Source organism: Xylophilus ampelinus (assembly GCF_003217575.1).
GTDB lineage: Bacteria > Pseudomonadota > Gammaproteobacteria > Burkholderiales > Burkholderiaceae_C > Xylophilus > Xylophilus ampelinus.
In genome coordinates this window covers 272,188-291,555 of sequence record NZ_QJTC01000002.1, presented here as the reverse complement: position 1 = coordinate 291,555, position 19,368 = coordinate 272,188, and the positions used below count along the sequence as shown (strand labels likewise).

Genomic DNA, 19,368 nt, shown 5'->3' with positions numbered 1-19,368 from the left:
TACAAGGCCGAGCTAATCCATCGCCGGGGACCGTGGAAAACCGAGGAAGCCGTGGAGTTCGCGACCCTCGAATGGGTGTCTTGGTTCAACCACCACCGCCTGCTCGAACCCATCGGGTACATCCCGCCTGCAGAGGCTGAGGCAAACTACCACCGGCAACTCGCCAGTCAAGCCACAGCGCTGGTTGCATGACTTGAACCAAACAGCCTCCGCGAATCCCGGGGCGGTTCAGTTCGGCCGTTTGCGGCCGAGAAGGCTTCGGACCGACGGGACTCCTCGAAGGAATTTGCAAGAAAACAGGTGCGGGCAAAATTATACCTTGCAAATGCTGCGTTCATCAACCCGAAGAATCGCAAGCAAGATCAATGGCTTGCGCTTTGTTTGGGGCGGACCGAGAAATTGATTGCCTCGACCGCTTCGAAGCCGCGGCACGGGGCCAGTTCGGCGCAGTGCAATACCAACTCGGGCGGCGGGGCGTGTCGCCGGGCCGGGCTGATCGCCCGCTGCAGAAAGCGAAACGCCGCGGAAGAGCCGGCACCCGTGGTGCCAGATCTTACGCGGCATTTGTTCGCCTGGCCGGCCCTCGCCGGGCGGCCATGCGTTCAGGCCCTCAGGCCTTCGGCACTTAGAGCGGCTAACACAACCCTTCTGGCGTCGTTGCCGCACCTTGTCGTACTACTCGTACTGTCTGCGATGCGGCGCCTAGCCAGAACCGCTTCGCTGGGTTGTGTTGGCCGCTCTTACTTCTTCTTCACATCGAAGCGGTCCAGCTCCATCACCTTGGTCCAGGCGGCGACGAAGTCCGCGACGAACTTCTGCTGCGCGTCGGCACCGGCATACACCTCGGAGATAGCGCGCAGCTGGGCGTGCGAGCCGAACACCAGGTCGACCCGGGTGCCCGTCCAGCGGGCTTCGCCGGTATTGCGGTCGGCACCGGCGTAGGTTTCCTTGCCGGTGGCCTTCCAGGCGGTGGCCATGTCGAGCAGGTTCACGAAGAAATCGTTGGTCAGCACGCCCGGCCGGGTGGTGAACACGCCGTGCTGCGCACCGCCCACGTTGGCACCCAGTACCCGCAGGCCGCCGACCAGCACCGTCATTTCCGGCGCGGTCAGCGTCAGCAACTGGGCGCGGTCGATCAGCAGCGCCTCGCCCGGGATGCTGAAGTTGTTGCGCTTCAGGTAGTTGCGGAAGCCGTCGGCGGCCGGCTCCAGCGGCTCGAACGAGGCCACGTCGGTCTGTTCCTGCGACGCGTCGGTGCGGCCCGGTGTGAACGGTACGGTGACGGCATGGCCCGCATCGGCGGCGGCCTTCTCGACCGCGGCGGCACCGGCCAGCACGATCAGGTCGGCGACCGAGACCTGCCTGCCGCCGGCGGCGAAGTCGCTGCGGATGCCTTCCAGCACGCCCAGCACCTTGGCGAGCTGCTCGGGCTGGTTCACCGCCCAGTCCTTCTGCGGCGCCAGGCGGATTCGCGCACCGTTGGCGCCGCCCCGCTTGTCGGAGCCGCGGAAGCTGGCGGCCGAGGCCCAGGCGGTCGACACCAGTTCCGACACGGTCAGGCCCGCGGCCAGCACCTTCTGCTTGAGCCCGGCGATGTCCTGCGCGTTGACCGGGGTATGGGTGGCCTCGGGGATCGGGTCCTGCCAGATCAGCACTTCGGCCGGCACTTCCGCGCCCAGGTAGAGGGGACGCGGGCCCATGTCGCGGTGGGTCAGCTTGAACCAGGCGCGGGCGAAGGCGTCGGCGAACTGGTCGGGGTTCTGGTGGAAGCGGCGCGCGATCGCCTCGTAGGCCGGGTCGAAGCGCAGCGCCAGGTCGGAGGTGAGCATGGTGGGTACGAGCTTTTTGCCCGGATCGTGCGCGTGCGGGATGGTCGCCTCGGCACCCTTGGCGGTCCATTGGTGGGCACCGGCTGGACTCTTGGTCAGCTCCCATTCGAAGCCGAACAGGTGGTCGAAGTAGTCGTTGGTCCACTCGGTCGGCTTGGTGGTCCAGGTGACTTCCAGGCCGCTGGTGATGGTGTCGCCGCCCTTGCCGGTGCCGAAGCTGTTGTGCCAGCCGAAGCCCTGGGCTTCCAGGCCGGCGGCTTCGGGTTCGTGCGCCACGTGCTCCGACGGGCCCGCGCCGTGGGTCTTGCCGAAGGTGTGGCCGCCGGCGATCAGCGCCACGGTCTCCTCGTCGCCCATCGCCATGCGGGCGAAGGTGTCGCGGATGTCGCGGGCAGAGGCGATCGGGTCGGGCTTGCCGTCCGGGCCTTCCGGGTTGACGTAGATCAGGCCCATCTGCACGGCGGCCAGGGGGTTCTCCAGGTCGCGACTGTGGATGACTTCGCTGTCGTCGTCCTTGTCGATCACGCCGTGGCCTTCGACGCCGGGGGAGCCGCGCGAATAGCGCTTGTCGCCGCCGAGCCATTTGTCTTCGCGGCCCCAGTACACGTCCTGGTCGGGTTCCCAGGTGTCGGCCCGGCCGCCGGCGAAGCCGAAGGTTTTGAAGCCCATGGTCTCGAGCGCGACGTTGCCGGTCAGCACCAGCAGGTCGGCCCAGCTGATCTTGGCGCCGTACTTCTGCTTGACCGGCCAGAGCAGGCGGCGGGCCTTGTCGAGGCTGACGTTGTCGGGCCAGCTGTTGAGCGGCGCGAAGCGCTGCTGGCCGCGGCCGGCGCCGCCCCGGCCGTCGCCGATGCGGTAGGTGCCGGCGCTGTGCCAGGCCATGCGCACGAAGAGCGGGCCGTAGTGGCCGAAGTCGGCCGGCCACCAGTCCTGCGAATCGGTCATCAGCGCGGCCAGGTCGGCCTTGACGGCGGCGAGGTCGAGGCTCTTGAACGCCTCTGCGTAGTCGAAGCCGATGCCCATCGGGTCCGATTTGGCGGAATGCTGCTGGAGCAGGTCCACCCGCAGCTGCTCGGGCCACCAGTCACGGTTGGAGGTGCCGCCGCCGGCGGTCTGGTGGAACGGGCATTGCGCGGTGGATGCTTCGTTGCTCATGGAGTGTCCTGTCTGTGTGGGGATACGGAACGGCTCGAAGGCCAGCCGAAATTCTGGTGCAAAACAGGCGGCGGCAGCGCGACAAAACTTCTATGCCGGCGATAGACCATCTGCGGCGCGTGCGTTGCCGGGCGATGCGGCGATGCCGTCGCGGCCCAGCGTCAGCACCCGGTCGGCCCGGGCCGCCGCCGTCGCCGAATGGGTGGCCAGCACCAGCGAGGCGCCGTGCGTGCGGGTCTGGGCCAGCAGCAGGTCCATCACCTGCGCGGCGGTCTCGGGGTCAAGGTTGCCGGTCGGCTCGTCGGCCAGCAGCAGGCCGGGCCGGTGCACCAGCGCGCGGGCGATGGCCACCCGCTGCAGCTGCCCGCCGGAGAGCTGCTGCGGCAGCCGGGTGCCCAGGCCCTGCAGCCCCACCGCGTCGAGCAGCGCGGCCACCCGCGCACCGGGTTTGCGGCCCAGCAGCATCAGCGGCAGCGCGACGTTCTGCGCCACGTCCAGGTGCGGCAGCACATGGAAGGCCTGGAACACGAAGCCGACGTGCTGGCGCCGCCAGAGCGCGCGCCGGGTGTCGTCCATCGTGGAGAGGTCCTCGCCTGCCAGGCCGACGCTGCCCGCGTCCCAGGTGTCGAGGCCCGCGAGGCAGTTGAGCAGGGTCGACTTGCCGACGCCCGACGGCCCGACGATGGCGACGAACTCGCCGGGCGCGACGTCGAAGCTAACGCCGGAGAAGACCGGTACCGAGTCCGCACCCTGGCCGTAGTGCTTGGCCAGGTCGCGCACCGCGAGGCCGCTGGCGTCGGTCGCGGCACGGGGTGGCGTCGCGCTCATGACGCCACCTCCGTCGCCAGCAGCAGCGCATCGACCTGCCGCAGCACCTGCGCCAGGGCGTCCGGCGCATCGGCGGCGACGGTGCGGCGGGCCGGCATGCCGCGCAGCCAGGTGATCTGCCGCTTGGCGAGCTGGCGGGTGGCGGCGACGCCGCGCTCGCGCAGCTCGCCGGCCGTCGCGGTGCCGTCGAGCATCTCCCACACTTGGCGGTAGCCGACGCAGCGCATGGAGGCCAGGCCTGGCGGCAGGTCGCCGCGCGCGCGCAGAGCCTTCACCTCGTCGATCAAGCCGTCGGCCAGCATCGCGTCGAATCGCCGGGCGATGCGGGCATGCAGCCAGACGCGGTCGTTCGGTTCCAATGAAATAAGGGCTGCAGCCGGCGTCCGACGCCGACCATTAGCTATGTTTTTGATAGCGCCGTGGAATGCGGAGAGCGGACGTCCGGTCAGGCGGTGCACCTCCAGCGCGCGCTGGATGCGCTGGCTGTCCGCGGGTGCCAGGCGGGCGGCGGTGACAGGGTCGACCGTCGCCAGCGCAGCGTGCATCGCCGGCCAGCCGCGGGCGGCGCCCTCGGCATCGAGCGTGGCGCGCAGCGCGGTGTCGGCCCGCGGCAGGTCGTCCAGGCCGTCGAACAGCGCCTTGAAGTAGAGCATCGTGCCGCCGGCCAGCAGCGGCAGCGCGCCGCGCGCCTGGATCTCGCCGATCAGGCGCTCGGCATCGGCAACGAACTCGGCCGCGCTGTAGGCCTGCAGCGGGTCGCGGATGTCGATCAGGTGGTGCGGCACTGCGGCCCGCTCGGCGGCGCCGGGCTTGGCGGTGCCGATGTCCATGCCGCGGTAGACCAGCGCCGAATCGACGCTGACGACTTCGACCGGCATGCGGCCTTCGAGGTGCCGCGCGATGGCCAGCGTGGCCGCCGTCTTGCCCGCCGCGGTGGGGCCGGCCAGGCAGACGACGGGCAGGGCTGGCGGTGCCGGGGCAGCGGTCGCCGCGCGAGGAAAGGTCATCGGTCGAGGGTAGCAGAGCGATCGCGGGGCGCCCTGCGGATCGCGTCATGTCCTAGCCTGCACCGACCGGGCCGCAGAACGGTTCGGTGCGGGAGCAACCCGCCTCGGCTGCGGTGCGGCGTGCGGGTGGGACGCCCCGCGGCGCGAACGGCTCAGTTGCTGGAGACCGCCTGATCCGTCAGCCCCGCATCCGCGATGCTCGGCAGGGTGTTGAGGCCGAACAGCTGGTGGATCGCCTGGCGGTACTGCGCCTCGCCCACGCTGTTGGTACTGAAGTGGGATCCGCCCTCGACCAGAACGAACTCCTTCGGAACCTTGGCCGCGTTGTAGAGCCGCTTGCCGAGGGCGGCGGGGATCAGGCTGTCTTCCGAGCCGTGGACCACCAGCAGCGGCGCGCGGATGTGCTTGACCTTGTCGATCGATTCGAAGCGCTGGGTGATCAGCATCGACACGGGCAGCCAGCCCCATTTGAAGCCGCTCACCACGTCGGCGATGTTGGTGAAGGTGCCTTCGACGATCACGCCGCTGGCGTCGGGCACCCGGGTGGCCAGGTCGATCGCGATGGCGCCGCCGAGCGAGTGGCCGAAGACATAGCGCGAGCGTCCGGGGAAGCGCTGGGCTATCCAGTCCCATGCGGCCTGGGCATCTTCCGCGGCGGTGGCTTCGGACGGCAGGCCGGCGCTGCTCTTGCCGAAGCCGCGGTAGTCGATCGCCAGGACCGAGAAGCCCATCTCCTGCATGCGGCGGATGCGGCCGGCCGAGCCGATCACGTTCCAGCGGGCACCGTGCAAGTACAGCATGACCGGCGGGCTGCCGCCGGCGGCGCTGTCGGCCTTGCCCATCGGCGACGGAGCGGTGGAGGCGGCAGGCAGCCAGAGCGCGTGCAACCGGGCTTCCTGGTCCTCGGCCTGCGAGTGGAAGTCGATCCACACATCCTGCATGTCGGGCGCCGACTGGGCGCCGCCCCAGGCCACGTCGCTCGGCTGGAAAATCCATTCGCGCTGCTTGTAGTCGAGCGTCGAGCAACCGGCCAGGACGGCCATGGCAACGGCAAGGGGAGCGAGCAGTGAGCGTAGCTTCATGTCTTCCATCGACCGGTCGGGGCGAACAAAGTTTCGTCCAGGAGGTAACGTCCTGCACCGCCCTTTCTGCATACACGCAAACCCTGTACCAAGCGACTGTTACATCTGGGCGGATCGATTTATCGGCAGAAGAAGGGGGTTGCCTGCTGGAAGGCACATGTGCACCGCGGTTGGCAGCAGTCGGCGCAGCACCATCGCAGTGCGTAACAGGTCCGACGCAGCAGATGGTCGCGGGCTGCCGCTCACCGTCCGCGCATGAAGAGGCCGTCTAGTTCGCGGATCGACAGTTGCCGCCAGGTAGGCCGGCCATGGTTGCAGACGTCGGAGCGCTCGGTTTCCTCCATCTGGCGCAGCAGGGCGTTCATCTCCTCCAGCGTCAGTCGGCGGTTGGCCCGCACCGCGCCGTGGCAAGCCATGGTGGCCAGCAGTTCGTCGCGGGCGCGCAGCACCACGGTGGTGGCGTCGTGTTGCGCCAATTCGGCCAGCACGTCGCGGGCCAGCTCCACCGCGTCGCCGTGGGCGAGCGAGGTGGGTACCGCCCGCACGGCCAGGGTGCGGGGAGAGAAGGGTGCGATCTCCAGGCCCAGCGTCGCGAGTACTTCGGCGCAGCCCTCGGCCGTGGCCACCTCTTGCGGCGTCGCGGCGAAGGTGGCGGGGATCAGCAGCGGCTGGCTGGGCAGGACGGCGGCGCTGGCCTGCTGCCGTTTCAAATGCTCGTAGACGATGCGCTCGTGGGCGGCGTGCATGTCGACCACCACCAGGCCCTGCGTGTTCTCGGCCAGGATGTAGATGCCTTGCAGCTGTGCGATGGCCCGGCCGAGCGGCCAGTCGTCGTTGTCTGTGGCGGGAAGCGGCTCGGCCGGCGCGGCACGGGCGACCGCCCGATCGGACAGGGCGGCGCTGCCGGCGGAGGCGGGCGACCACAGCGCCTGCAGGTCGCGCACAGGCACGCCGTAGTCTGCTTCGAAATTGATAGCACGAGGCCGGCTGTAACCGTTGGCTGCAGGCACTTTTCGCTCGAAGATCGAGCTTTGTCGCGGTAAGGCCGGCGCGGCGGACAGCTCGGCCGGTACAGCGCTCCGGCCGGCGGCCAGGGCGGCCGCGGCGGCCCGTGGCGCGGCCAGCGCGTTCTCCACGCCGTGGCGCACCGCCTGGTGCACCTCGCGGCTGTCGCGGAACCGCACCTCGATCTTGGTCGGGTGGACGTTCACGTCGACCCGCGTCGGGTCGAGCGCGAGGTGCAGCGCATAGACCGGCTGGCGGTGGCCGTGGAGCACGTCCTCGTAGGCGCTGCGGGCGGCGTGGGTCAGCACCTTGTCGCGCACGTAGCGGCCGTTGACGTAGCAGAACTGCTGGTCGGCGCGGGCGCGCGCCGCTTCCGGCAGGCCGGCCCGGCCCTGCACGGTGACGCCGTTGGCGCTGTACGCCACGGCGACCGACTGTTCCAGGAAATCGCGGCCCAGCACGTCGGCCAGGCGCTGGTCCTGCGCCTCCTGCGGGCCGCCGCCGCAGCGGCGCCACTGCTCGACCAGCTTGCCCTCGTGCCAGATGGCGAAGCCGACATCGGGCCGGCCCAGCGCGTGGCGGCGCACCGCCTCGATGCAGTGGGCCAGCTCCGTCGCGTCGGTCTTCAGGAACTTGCGTCGGGCCGGCGTGGAGAAGAACAGCTCCCGCACCTCGACCGAGGTGCCGACCGCGCGGGCCGCCGGCCGCAGCTCGCCGCTGCGCCCGTCCAGCAGGAAGGCGCTGGCCTGCTCCGCCGTGCGGGATAGCAGCGACAGCTCCGACACCGAGGCGATCGCCGCCAGCGCTTCGCCGCGAAAGCCCATCGTGCCGACCGATTCCAGGTCGACCAGGCTGCCGATCTTGCTGGTGGCGTGGCGCTTCAGGGCCACCGGCAGCTCGGCATCGGGAATGCCGCCGCCGTCGTCCTCCACCGCGATCAGGCGCACGCCGCCCGCCATCAGGCGCACGATGACCTGGGTGGCGCCGGCGTCCAGCGCGTTGTCGACCAGCTCGCGCACCACGCTGGCGGGTCGCTCGACCACCTCGCCGGCGGCGATCTGGCTGATCAGCTCGTCAGGCAGTTCGCGGATCGGGCGGCGGGCTGCGGTCTGTGTCATCGGCGCGATTTTAGGAGTAGGGTGGCTGCGGCTAGAGTACCGGCTTGCCGCGCCCGGGCACCATGCCACCCACTCTCCAGGAGTCGATCCGATGCCATCCCAGTCCCTACGCCTGCCGGCGGAGCTTCCTCGCGCCGCGGGTGCCCCGTGCGAAAGGCGCTGAACCGTGGACGTCGTGCATTTCCTGATCGATTTCATACTGCATATCGACAAGCACCTGGAGGCCTTCGTCGTCGCCTACGGGCCGTGGGTGTATGCCCTGCTGTTCGCCATCGTCTTCGTGGAGACGGGCGTGGTGGTGATGCCCTTTCTGCCGGGCGACTCGCTGCTCTTCATCGTCGGCGCGCTGGCCGGCGCGGGGTTGCTGGATCTGGCGATCGCCGTGCCGGTGCTGCTGGTGGCGGCGATGCTGGGCGACCAGTGCAACTACATGATCGGCCGCCACATCGGTCCGCGGGTGTTCCAGTGGGAGAGCCGCCGCTTCTTCAACCGCAAGGCCTTCGACAAGGCGCACGCGTTCTACGAGCGTTACGGTGGCATCACCATCGTGCTGGCGCGCTTCATGCCCTTCATCCGCACCTTCGCGCCCTTCGTGGCCGGCGTGGCGGCGATGCACCGGGGCCTCTTCACCGCGTTCAACGTGGGCGGTGCCTTCCTGTGGGTGGTCGGCCTGTGCGCGGCGGGCTACTTCTTCGGCAACCTGCCGTGGGTCCAGGCCCATCTGGAGAAGATCGTCTGGGGCCTGATCCTGGTGCCCGGATGGCTGGCGATCGTCGGCGCTTGGCGCAGCCGCCGAGAGTCGACCAAGGTTTTGTAGATGAACTGCGGGTACGCAGGCCGAAATTCATCAGTCTTGAAGAAATTTTAGCCGGGCCGTTGCCGCTCGCGTGGCAACACGAATGGCACCCTCGGTAATTTCTTCCCATAAGGCATCGGGAAGTTCGCAATAATCAAGCAACCACTGAAATGCACGTTGTTGATGCATCAATAATAACCATCGAACAGCCAGGCTAACGGAGCCACCGGGTTTAGAGCGGCTAACACAACCCAGCGAAGCGGTTCTGGCTAGGCGCCGCATCGCAGACAGTACGAGTAGTACGACAAGGTGCGGCAACGACACCAGAAGGGTTGTGTTAGCCGCTCTTAATGCCGTACCCCTCCAGGAAAGCGGCCCAAAGGCCTGCTGAGTCATGCTGCTTGCCTACTTCCAACCAAAAAGCAATCGCCGCCACATCCAGCAACTGAGGCCTGATGCCACAGTCATCAAAATCAAACAGCGTCATTTTTTCACTACTGATGCGCAAGTTTGACAAACGGATATCGCCATGGCAGAAGCCTACCGGTCCCAGGTGTTGGGTCGCCCCCTTGTCCTCAAGCAATTTTGCGGACGCCGCAATCGCAGCGGCCAGGGCAGTCGATCGGAGTGCAATGGTCGTGCTGCCCGCTCCGGGACCAGGATTTCGGGCCTGGGCTATCTTCGCTAAATGGGTCTGCCGATGCAGGTCGGCCAAAGCCTGTCCGATACGCTGATAATCGTGAAGTGAGCCTGCGGGTTCAATGCCCTTTGCCGGGCGAAAAACGCCCACAACCCTTGCCATGTTATCCGGGGGCAACGAAACTTCTGAAAACCAACATCCCGAACGATCCTCAATGGGCCTGGAAACGTCCAGGATGTCCGTCGCCTGTATCGCATCGAGCACTGCCATCTCTGCGAACACGTCGTCTTTGGGACGACCACTGAGGCGGTACAGCCGGACAAAGGCAGAGGATGCTCGGTCGAGCCTATCCGGAGTGTCCAGTTAACGCCATTGACGACTGTGGCAGCTTCCCCTTCGATACCGTAGACATCCTGCAAATGTGTATTAACCGCCTTCTCGGTCAATTTAAATTGCGAATCATTCATTCTTCCACCTGTCGGATAAATCGCTCCAGCCATAGAAAAGCTGCACGGCGACCGCACCGATCTTCCGAGTGCGTACCGTACCTGGGCCATGGGGCCGGACGCGGGTGAAAAACGGACCGCTGCGCTCGCTTCGCAGCCGACGGCTTTTCGGCGGCGCAGCCTCCTGGCGACGGGGGGCACCATGGTCCGCCTCTCGCGGGCCATCGAAGTTCGCTCCGTCATGATCGACTTCGTGTGGGGCAGGCTGGCTAGAAGCGGCGAGTGCCACACTGACGCCCATTATCAGAGGATATTGGGCATCCCAAGAGTTCGGCTCGGTAGGTCACTGCGCATCCTTCGCCGTTGTACCGACCTGCCCGAACGCCTATGCCTTGGTTTCCACTACGCCCCACCTCGACCACCTTCGGCTTGCCCGGCATGGGCCGCACGACGGCCCATGCCGGCAGACCCGCCAGCGGCCAGCAGAGCCATCACAAACTGCCTACGCTCGACCCCCTGGTCGCGCGCAACGAGGTGCTCGCCCGGCAGGCAGACCCGGTCGCTCTGGCCCAGGCCCTGACGGGAGTCGCCCCCACCCCCGCCCCCACTGCCACGGCGCAATTCGCCCCGCGCCGCCAGCTCTCCCGCTTGCTGAAGGGAGCCGCCAAAACGATCGGCATACGCCCGGGCAAGCCGCTCCCCCGGGAAGAACTCTTGCGCTACGCGGATACGCCGCTGAAACCCGGTGGTCCGGCCGCTGCCCCCGAAGTTCCAGAGGATCCGCGCAGGACCATCTCGGCCCTGACGACTTTGCTCGGCAGCGAGCAGGAGGCCTTGAACGCCCGCGTAGCCGTCGATCAGGCTGCCGCCGCGCAAGCGCAGGTGACAGGGCATCTGGACCGGACAGAGGGCGATCTTGCGCTGTCGGTCCGGCGGGTCGGCGGCCTGGGTGACCGGATCGAGGCGTTGACGCGGCAGAGTGTCGACACGATCGCGGAAATCGCCACCGTGCGCGACGCGATCGAGTCGACGCGTGGTGTGATCGCTTCCACGCGCCAATTGCTGGCGCGCCTTCGAGAAGCGCATGCGTGTACGCAGCATGCGCTCGACGCCTTTGTCGAGGCCCGGCCACCGCGCTCCGGCGGCATGCCGCAGAGGGCCTCGCGTTCGCTGCGAGAGTTGATGCGATGCGAGGACGAGAGGCTGCAGCAGGAGGACCGGCTGGCCGGCCTGGCCATGAATGTGGCGCTGCTCGAAGACATCGAAAATCAGGAGAGTGAATCGCTCGCCTCCCTGGAGGCCGAGGCACGCGCGCTCGAGCAGCGTCGGCAGGGCGTGGAATCGCGGATCAGGCAGGCGCGGCACAGCGCCGACCTGAACCAGCGGGCGCTGTGGGAACACAGCGACGCAGCCGAGTCGCTGCGTGCGTCGCGAGGTCCGCTCCAGCAGGTCGAGCAAGAGCGCCGTGCCCTGCGGGCACCGGCCGAGTCCGCCAGCCACCAGGCGTTCGAGGCATATGTGCAAACCGACAGCGCCGTCTGCTGTGCGCTGTTGGAGACCTGCGCATGCTTTGCAGCCGCTGCCGAGCGGCCCGTGCTGCGCAAGGCCATGCAGGCGTGGAGCGACACGTTGGACGAACGCCTGCTCTGCTTCGGCATCGAAGCCTTGCCGAAGAGTCTGGCGCTGGAGATCGCGTTTCAGGCGCTCGGCATCGCGACGTGCGCCGATGCACGGCGGGCGGCCGCACTCGTAGACGAACTGCAGGAAACGCCGCTCGCCGCCTTGGTGCCGCCCGCCAGTCTCGGTCGCCCCCTGCCGGCACCCAGCAAAGCGGCATGCACGCTCGCGCAGGTATTGGCGGAGCAGCCCTCCGGCATACAGATTCTGGAACTGCTGCTGGCGCCTTCGCCGGCCGTGTTGGGCCAAACGCAGGCGCAGGCCGCACGCGTGTACCTGACCGCCGAGGATGCACAACGCAAGCTCGCCGGCGACGACAGCGCCCAGCGTCACTGGATTGCCTCTGCGCAAACTGCGGCTCGCCATGTGCTGCATGCGGCCGATTCGACCGGCGCTCTGGTGGCGTGCACCGAGGAAGAGCGCGCGGCCTATCGCGCGTTCTGCAACGGCTACTACAGCAATGCGCCGGGTTCGCCCTACGACAAGGCGAATCGGCATTTGAAGAAACTCGCCCGGTGGCTAGGTGATCGGGCGGCTGCGCGGTGCGCATCGTTGGGTGCATCGGCCAACCCATTGGACGCACTACGCGAGGGGATGGTCGTCGGTGCGGCCAACGGATTGCCGACGCCTTCGCGACAGGCCGCCAAGGCCTTGGAAGAGGCCGCGGCGCATCTGGAGGCCTACCTCGCGGCGCGGCGCCAGCTGATGCCGCCGGGATGGACCCCTTCCCCGGGTGAACTGGCATGGCAGGCCATTGCGCATCATGTGCAATGGCGATCCGAGGACATCGACCTCACGACCATGAAGCTCGACGACAAGGCCGTGCGTACGATCACACGGCGGAGTCGGGAACTGCGTCGTCGCTTCGAGCAGGCGGCCTGCGGCCCGCTCGAAGCGACGATGGCGAGCAATCTTCATCCTGCGCTGGACACCGCGTGGCGGGTGCTGCGGAACGGCACGTTCTCGGTGCCCGAGGCGTTCGGCATGCTGCACGACCGAATGTCGAAAATGGGCAGTCCCTCGCCCTGCAATGAGGCGTCCATGCCGAACCACATCCACTGGCGCAACCAAGAAGAAGTGCTGCGCGCACGTCTGCAGGGCGCCGTGACCCGCGCGAACCGCCTGCTGCACGACGGCGATCCCGCGCGGGTCGTGTCGGCCCGGACGCTGTTCGATTTCTCGCGCGACATGCTCGAAAACCTGGAGTGGCGGGACAGGCTTCGCCTCATAGGCCAGAAGGCGTGGGGACTCAACACAGGCCCTGTCTCCGCCGCGTTGGCGGCTGCGAGCCTGCCCACCGGCGTCGGTGTCAAGCTCCTTGCCGGCGTGCAGCAGAACCGGGAAGAACTGCTCGAGATCTACATGGGTCGCACCGGCCTTTACCTGCAGCTCGGTGAACAGGCCACGCGGCAGTTTCAGGCGGGCATTGGCGCGAACCTGGGCTACTTGTGGGGCGTCGGTGACGCCGAAGAGGGCGTCCGCGCCGGCCTCGGCCTCGGTGGTACCGCCGATTGGCGCATGAAGCGCGAAGCCGGCATCGAGAGCGGGGTCCAACTGCGCGTGCTCCGTTTCTCCAAGGGGAAGGAGCCCGAACTGTTGGCGCAATTCATGGATATGTACGAGCACCTTTTGACCCTGGCCGCCCGACACGGAGGTGGCGGGCCGGACGATTGGATGCAAGAGTTGCTGGCGCATCACTCCAACCTGAATATCGGTTTGATCGACAACGCCGTGCGCGAAAGCAAGGGGACGGAGTCGAACGCCTCCTTGTTCGCAGGCCTGCGCGCCGGGAACGTGGACGATCGACCACGGCGGGTCAATCTGTCGGTTTCCGTCGGCGTCAAGGCCAAACGCGATCAGGGGCGCACGCAGACGGAAGTGGCAGGCTACATGACGACCCTCTATCGCGATTCCACCGCGCAGGCCAAGGTCGACGCCAACGCACGGGCCGCCGCGGGGCTTCTGCTGCACCAGTGGAGCGAGCACGAGGAGCGCACCGGCGCACTGCGGCCGAAAGCCTACCTCGGCACGGCGATGCTCGACCTCGCTCATGCGGCAGAAATCCGTGTGGAGGGCGCGACCCGCTTCTCCACGTTGTTCACCATCGACAAAAAGATCGATACGGTTCGCAGCGATTGCGCCATGGACTTTCAGGACTTCGCGGCGTTTGAGCGTGAGGTGCGCCGCGAATGGAACGCGTGGGTGCACTACGGCACGGCCAAGGTGCCCGATACGCTGGATGAAGGCATGCGCTACGCCATTGCCGAAAGGCAGCTGGAGCACCTGCTGGACCAAGGACGCCTGTTCGCGAAGCAAAACAAGTTCGCCACCGCGTTCGTGGACAAGGTCTTGAAGCCCAAGGCCGCTCCTGCCCTCGATGGCCTGCGCACGCTGGCCAGCCTGGAGCGAAAGGCGCATCGCGAACAAAAGGCCTTGCAGACGGAGCGCTTGTTCGACGACTTCGTCGCCCAGCCGGCGGTGTGGGAGCCCACGCTCCTGCTGATCCGCGAAAAACCCAGGATGCAGGTCGAACGGGGTATCGACTTCCTGGTGAAGTATCAGAACAATCGGATTGCCGAGGCCATGCGCACCGTAGGCCAGTGGCCGCTCTACGAGTGGGTTCCACGCGCCGCGCAGGGGTCGTCGCCAAAGCCCTTGCGGCAGTGGCGGCAAGACGGCGGCCCTGCGGATGCCGAGGACATCCGCGGGGGTTGAAACGATGGCGTTGGTGCGCGAGCAGCGCATGCGCCGACCGCATGGCTGCGGCCGCATCTATCGCTGAAAATGCAAACGCCCGATGGGGTGCATCGGGCGTTCTTGGACGGATGGTCCGGCGGGGGGCGAGCGATCCTGGAAGATCGACGCGCTTCAGGCCGGGTGACACATAGGCGTGCTGCGGTGCGCGATCAGCGACGGTCGCTGCGCCGGCCGACTTCGTTGCCGACCAACGCGCCGGCGGCCGCGCCCCCCACGGTACCGAGCGTGCCGCCGAACAATGCGTTCCCGGCCACACCGCCCGCGACTGCGCCCACACCGGTGCCGAGCTGCTGGTTGCTGAAACTTCCACAGCCGGTCAAACCGATCACGGCTGCAACGGCGGCGGAAAGCAAAAATTTCGTCTTCATGGGATCGACCTCTATCGATTGGTTATGGGGCATGCGATTCCCGTCATTCAACGGACCTCCGGTTTATACCTGCGTGGGGACTGTCGGTCCATCGACCAAACGCATCTGTAGGAGGACCGCACCGCGAACTGTCGGCTTGCGGAGCCGGAGCCGCAGGCCGGTCGCCGGCCGGCTACAGCGTGCGGCTGCGCGCCATCGGCGGATTCTTCGAAAAATAGCCCAGGATGCCGCGCATCAGGGCATCGGCCAGCTGCACCTGGTACTCGGGGCTGCGCAGGCGCGCTTCTTCCTCGGGATTGCTGATGAAGGCCGTCTCCACCAGTACGCTGGGGATGTCGGGCGCCTTCAGCACCGCGAAGCCGGCCTGCTCGACCCGCGCCTTGTGCAGCCGGGCCATGCCCCCGATCTGGGCGAGCAGGGCGGTGCCGAGCTTCAGGCTGTCGTTGATCTGGGCGGTGGTGCTCATGTCTAGCAGGGCGCGCTGCACGTGCGCGTCCTTCACGCCCATGTTCAGGCCGCCGATCAGGTCGGCATTGTTCTCCTTGTTCGCCAGCCAGCGCGCGGCACTGCTCGATGCGCCGCTCTGGCTGAGGGCGAAGACGCTGGCGCCGCGGGCGGCGGGCGTGGTGAACGCGTCGGCATGGATGCTCATGAACAGGTCGGCCTGCACCCGGCGGGCCTTGTCGACCCGCACGTTGAGCGGCACGAAGAAATCCGCGTCGCGCGTCAGGAAGGCGCGCATCGGGTTGCCGTTGAGGGTGGTGCCGTTGATCCGGTCGCGCAGCAGGTGGGCGACGCGCAGCACCACGTCCTTCTCGCGGGTCCCGCCGGAGCCGGTCGCGCCCGGATCCTCGCCGCCGTGGCCGGGGTCGAGCGCGACGATGATGATCCGGTCGGTGCGGGTGGCGCTGGGCGCCGGGCCGGTGGGCGCGACCGGCGCGGGCGGCGGCGCGGCGGCCACGGCCGGCGGCAGGGCGGGCAGGGGCGATACCGGGCGCTGGCCCGGCGCGGTGTTGGCGACGGCCGGCCGCTCGGCCTGGCGCGCCATCAGTTCGCCCAGCGGATCGGGCTGGGGCAGCGCGGTGCGCGCGCCGGGACCCGAGACGACGGTGGGCGCGGGCGGCGCGGCGGCGCTGCGCCGCGTGTCCTGCAGCCGGCCGGCGATCAGGTCTTCCAGCGGATCGACCTCCTGCGCCGGGTGCAGGTCGAACACCAGCCGGTGCCTGTAGGCGGCCACCGGCGGCAGCGAGAAGACCTGGGGCTGGGCGGGCTGCTTCAGGTCGAGCACCAGCCGCACCACGTTGGGCGCGTTCTGGCCGACGCGGACGCCCGCGATGTACGGGTCGTCGCTCTTCACTTTCGCGACCAGTTCGCGCAGCGCCGGGTTCAGCTCGATGCCGACGATGTCGACCGCCAGCCGCGGCGGGCTGGAGACGAAGAACTGCTGCGCGACCAGGGCCGCGTCGGATTCGATCGTGACGCGGGTGTAGTCGGCCGCGGGCCAGACCCGCACCGCCATGATGGTGGCGCCGCGGGCGATCTGCGCGGTGCCGAGCAGCAGCACCAGGCTGCCCGACTGCAGCAGGCGGCGGCGCGAGAGATCGCGGGTCGGACGGGCGCGGCGGGTCATGAAAGCACTTTCGCGGGACGGAACAAATCGGGGGCACACGAGCGACCCGTGCGGCGAACCGCGCTCATGCTGCAAGGCCCAGGCCGTGCCTGCGCAGGGCATCGCCCGCCGGGCCGTGGGCCGTGATGCGTACCTGCCGCAAGCCCTCGGCATCGGTCTCGATCGCGATGTCGAGATCGGCCGCGGGCAGCACGCCGGCCGCCTTCTCGGACCACTCGGCGATCTTCAGGCCGGCGCCGGCGAACAGATCGCGAAAGCCCGCGTCTTCCCATTCGCGCGGATCGTCGAAGCGGTAGAAGTCGAAGTGGTGGACGGCCAGCCCGCCGGCGGCCTCGTGCGGCTCCACCACCGCGTAGGTCGGACTCTTGATGCGGCCCCGCACGCCGAGCGCGCGCAGCAGGTGCCGCACGAAGGTCGTCTTGCCGGCGCCCAGATCGCCGTGCAGCGCGACGAAGGCATCGCGCAGCAGGGGCGACGCCGCCAGCCGGACAGCGAAGGCGGCGGTGTCGTCCTCGCTGCGCCAGACCATGCAGGGCGGCGGGCCGGGCGGTGCGGTTTCTACAATTCCGGGGATATGGTCGGCAGCAGTCAACAACTGGTCTCTCGAATACGGCAATGGGCGCGCGAGCTGGGATTCTCCCAAATCGGCGTGGCCGGGGTCGATCTGTCCGCGGCCGAAGCCGGGTTGGTGGCCTGGCTGGCCGAAGGGTTCCACGGCAGCATGCACTACATGGAGGCCCACGGCCTGCGCCGCGCCCGGCCGGCCGAACTGGTGCCCGGCACGGTGAGCGTGCTGACGGTGCGGATGGACTACCTGCCGCGGGACACGCCCGCCGGCTGGCAGGCGGTGGAGTTCTCGCGGCTGGAGCGCCCGGTCGAGGGCATCGTCTCGCTCTACGCCCGGGGCCGCGACTACCATAAGGTGCTGCGCGGCCGGCTGCAGAAGCTGGCCGAGCGGATCGACGCCGAGGTGGGCCCGATCGGCCACCGGGCCTTCACCGATTCGGCCCCGGTGCTGGAGGCCGAGCTGGCCGCGCGCAGCGGCCAGGGCTGGCGCGGCAAGCACACCCTGGTGCTGCACCGGGAGGGCGGCTCGATGTTCTTTTTGGGCGAGATCTACCTCGATCTGGCGCTGCCCGAGAGCGCGCCGGTGAGCAGCCACTGCGGCCAGTGCCGCGCCTGCATCGACGTCTGCCCGACGCAGGCGATCGTCGCGCCGCAGCGGCTCGATGCGCGGCGCTGCATCTCCTACCTGACGATCGAGCACGCCGGGCCGATTCCGGTGGAACTGCGCCGCGCCATCGGCAACCGGATCTACGGCTGCGACGACTGCCAGCTGGCCTGCCCCTGGAACAAGTTCGCCCAGCCCGCCACGCTGGCCGATTTCGACGCCCGGCCCGGCCTGGCCGGCCAGCCGCTGGCCGCGCTGATCGGCTGGAGCGAGGAAGAGTTCCTGCGCCGCACCGAGGGCGGGCCGATCCGCCGCATCGGCCACGAGCGCTGGCTGCGCAACCTGGCGGTGGGGCTGGGCAACGCGCTGGCGTCGGGGGCGGGCGGAGATGCCGAGCGGCGGGCGCTGGCCGACCGGCAGCTGCACGAGAATCCGCTGGTCCGGGAGCATGTGGCGTGGGCGCTGGCCCAGTCGCCCTGCGCGCCGGCCGGGGCCGCCGACGCGCCGCTGCCGGAAAACGGCTGAACGATCCGCACGATCGCTATAAAAAAGATAGCTGGTAGTCATTGAGTTACGCCGGCTTCAGCCACTTTTTTTCTAAAAATCAACCAGCGGCAGCACCATCGGCGGACCTGCGCCTGCACCTGCCTGCAGACGCCGGGGTTCAGCGCGCTGAGGCGGCAGAGCGGGTCGCCGCAGAGGACGAGCGGGAAATCGGGAAAAACAGGCGCAGGGCGTGGTTCACCGCGAGCAGGTGCGCCGCGACCGTCCGGGCGCGGCGGGCCGCGAACCGGGTTTTCCCCGAAGAATGAGCGCTGCGGGCCGCGCGGCGATCCGGGGCCAGCGTTTAGGATGCCCGCACTGTCCATTCAAGAGGAGTCTTCGCATGCACCGTCGTCGCACCTGGATCGCCGTCGCCCTGGCCGCCGCCGCCGGCGGCGCCTTCGCGCAAAGCTATCCGAACAAGCCGATCCGCCTGGTCGTCCCGTTCGCCCCCGGCGGCACCACCGACATCGTGGCCCGCGTGATCTCGGACCCGCTCGGCAAAATCCTGGGTCAGCCGGTGATCGTCGAGAACAAGGCCGGCGGCGGCGGCATCGTCGGTGCCAACGACACGGCCCGCTCCGCGCCCGACGGCTACTCGCTGGGCCTGGCGACCGTCTCCAGCACCGCCGCCAACCCGGCGATCAACCCCAAGGTGCCGTACAACCCGGTCACCGACTTCACCCCGATCGTCAACATCGCCGCGACGCCCAACATCATCGCCGTCAATCCCAGGTTCCCCGCCAAGGACTATGCGGGCTTCGCCGCCGAGCTGAAGAAGTCGCCCGGCAAGTACTCCTACTCCAGCTCCGGTACCGGCGGCATCGGCCACCTGCTGATGGAGCTCTACAAAAGCCTGACGAACACCTTCGTCACCCACATCCCGTACCGCGGCGCAGGGCCGGCCTTGAACGACACGGTGGCCGGGCAGGTGCCGATCATCTTCGACAACCTGCCGTCCGCGCTGCCCTTCATCAAGGAGAACCGGCTGGTGCCGATCGTCGTCTCGGCGCCGCAGCGCCTGGCCGCGCTGCCCAACGTGCCGACCTTCAAGGAAGTGGGCCTGGAGCCGGTCAACCGGCTGGCTTACTACGGCATCCTGGGCCCGAAGGGCGTGCCCAAGGACATCGTCGACAAGCTCAACGCCGCGGTGCGCGAGGCCCTGAAGGACCCGGCGGTGAGGAAGCGCATCGAGGACACCGGCTCGCTGGTGGTCGGCAACTCGCCCGAGCAGTTCGCCGCCGAGATCAAGGCCGAGTTCGAGGTCTACAAGAAGGTCGTCGCGCAGCAGAAGCTGACGCTGGAGTAAGCGCTCG

13 protein-coding genes and 1 pseudogene are annotated in these 19,368 nt (G+C 68.3%); 5 read left to right on the top strand and 9 right to left on the bottom strand.

Annotation, left to right across the window (positions count from 1 at the left end; translation table 11 throughout):
- Positions 1–192, top strand: a pseudogene (locus tag DFQ15_RS02925) (IS3 family transposase); the annotation flags it as partial.
- Between the two features lie 548 nt (positions 193–740).
- Here DFQ15_RS02925 and katG read toward each other — a convergent pair.
- The 5 genes from katG to mutL all read right to left on the bottom strand — a co-directional run bounded on the left by katG (position 741) and on the right by mutL (position 8,024).
- The gene (gene katG / locus DFQ15_RS02920; protein WP_110464514.1) at positions 741–2,984 is read right to left on the bottom strand and encodes a catalase/peroxidase HPI; all 2,244 of its coding nucleotides are present in this window, start codon (positions 2,982–2,984) and stop codon (positions 741–743) included.
- A 90-nt stretch (positions 2,985–3,074) separates the two neighbouring features.
- Positions 3,075–3,812, bottom strand: a complete 738-nt coding sequence (locus DFQ15_RS02915) for an ABC transporter ATP-binding protein (protein WP_110464513.1) — start codon at positions 3,810–3,812, stop codon at positions 3,075–3,077.
- Positions 3,809–4,819 (bottom strand): tRNA (adenosine(37)-N6)-dimethylallyltransferase MiaA, encoded by a 1,011-nt coding sequence (miaA, locus tag DFQ15_RS02910; RefSeq protein ID WP_110464512.1) that lies wholly within the window; start codon positions 4,817–4,819, stop codon positions 3,809–3,811. The genes DFQ15_RS02915 and miaA overlap by 4 nt, the downstream gene beginning before the upstream one ends.
- A 152-nt stretch (positions 4,820–4,971) precedes the next feature.
- Entirely contained in the window at positions 4,972–5,901 is a 930-nt protein-coding gene (locus DFQ15_RS02905; protein WP_110464543.1) for an alpha/beta hydrolase, read from the bottom strand.
- A 242-nt stretch (positions 5,902–6,143) separates the two neighbouring features.
- On the bottom strand, positions 6,144–8,024 hold the full coding sequence (gene mutL, locus DFQ15_RS02900) for a DNA mismatch repair endonuclease MutL (protein WP_110464511.1): 1,881 nt from the start codon (positions 8,022–8,024) through the stop codon (positions 6,144–6,146).
- 166 nt (positions 8,025–8,190) lie between these two features.
- Between mutL and DFQ15_RS02895 the strand changes: the two genes are divergently transcribed.
- Positions 8,191–8,841: a DedA family protein gene (locus tag DFQ15_RS02895; RefSeq protein WP_110464510.1), complete on the top strand. Its 651-nt coding sequence runs from the start codon at positions 8,191–8,193 to the stop codon at positions 8,839–8,841.
- A gap of 316 nt (positions 8,842–9,157) precedes the next feature.
- On the opposite strand, the gene DFQ15_RS02890 is transcribed toward DFQ15_RS02895, so the two are convergent.
- Complete coding sequence (locus DFQ15_RS02890; RefSeq protein WP_110464509.1) at positions 9,158–9,823, bottom strand: phosphotransferase enzyme family protein; 666 nt, start codon at positions 9,821–9,823, stop codon at positions 9,158–9,160.
- Positions 9,824–10,293: 470 nt separating this feature from the next.
- On the opposite strand from DFQ15_RS02890, the gene xopZ reads away from it, so the two are divergent.
- Positions 10,294–14,298, top strand: a complete 4,005-nt coding sequence (gene xopZ, locus DFQ15_RS02885) for a XopZ family type III secretion system effector (protein WP_310593092.1) — start codon at positions 10,294–10,296, stop codon at positions 14,296–14,298.
- Positions 14,299–14,489: 191 nt separating this feature from the next.
- Here xopZ and DFQ15_RS02880 read toward each other — a convergent pair whose 3' ends face one another.
- From DFQ15_RS02880 to tsaE, 3 genes are all read right to left on the bottom strand, one after another.
- Entirely contained in the window at positions 14,490–14,708 is a 219-nt protein-coding gene (locus DFQ15_RS02880; RefSeq protein WP_110464507.1) for a glycine zipper 2TM domain-containing protein, read from the bottom strand.
- A gap of 172 nt (positions 14,709–14,880) precedes the next feature.
- The gene (locus DFQ15_RS02875; RefSeq protein WP_110464506.1) at positions 14,881–16,338 is read right to left on the bottom strand and encodes an N-acetylmuramoyl-L-alanine amidase; all 1,458 of its coding nucleotides are present in this window, start codon (positions 16,336–16,338) and stop codon (positions 14,881–14,883) included.
- Positions 16,339–16,402: 64 nt separating this feature from the next.
- Positions 16,403–16,930, bottom strand: a complete 528-nt coding sequence (tsaE, locus tag DFQ15_RS02870) for a tRNA (adenosine(37)-N6)-threonylcarbamoyltransferase complex ATPase subunit type 1 TsaE (protein WP_110464505.1) — start codon at positions 16,928–16,930, stop codon at positions 16,403–16,405.
- Between tsaE and queG the strand changes: the two genes are divergently transcribed.
- Positions 16,913–18,034 carry a tRNA epoxyqueuosine(34) reductase QueG gene (queG, locus tag DFQ15_RS02865; protein WP_110464504.1) on the top strand — a complete coding sequence of 374 codons (1,122 nt, stop codon included), beginning with the start codon at positions 16,913–16,915 and terminating at the stop codon, positions 18,032–18,034. The genes tsaE and queG overlap by 18 nt on opposite strands.
- A gap of 361 nt (positions 18,035–18,395) precedes the next feature.
- Positions 18,396–19,361, top strand: a complete 966-nt coding sequence (locus DFQ15_RS02860) for a tripartite tricarboxylate transporter substrate binding protein BugE (RefSeq protein WP_110464503.1) — start codon at positions 18,396–18,398, stop codon at positions 19,359–19,361.
- Positions 19,362–19,368 lie beyond the last annotated feature (7 nt).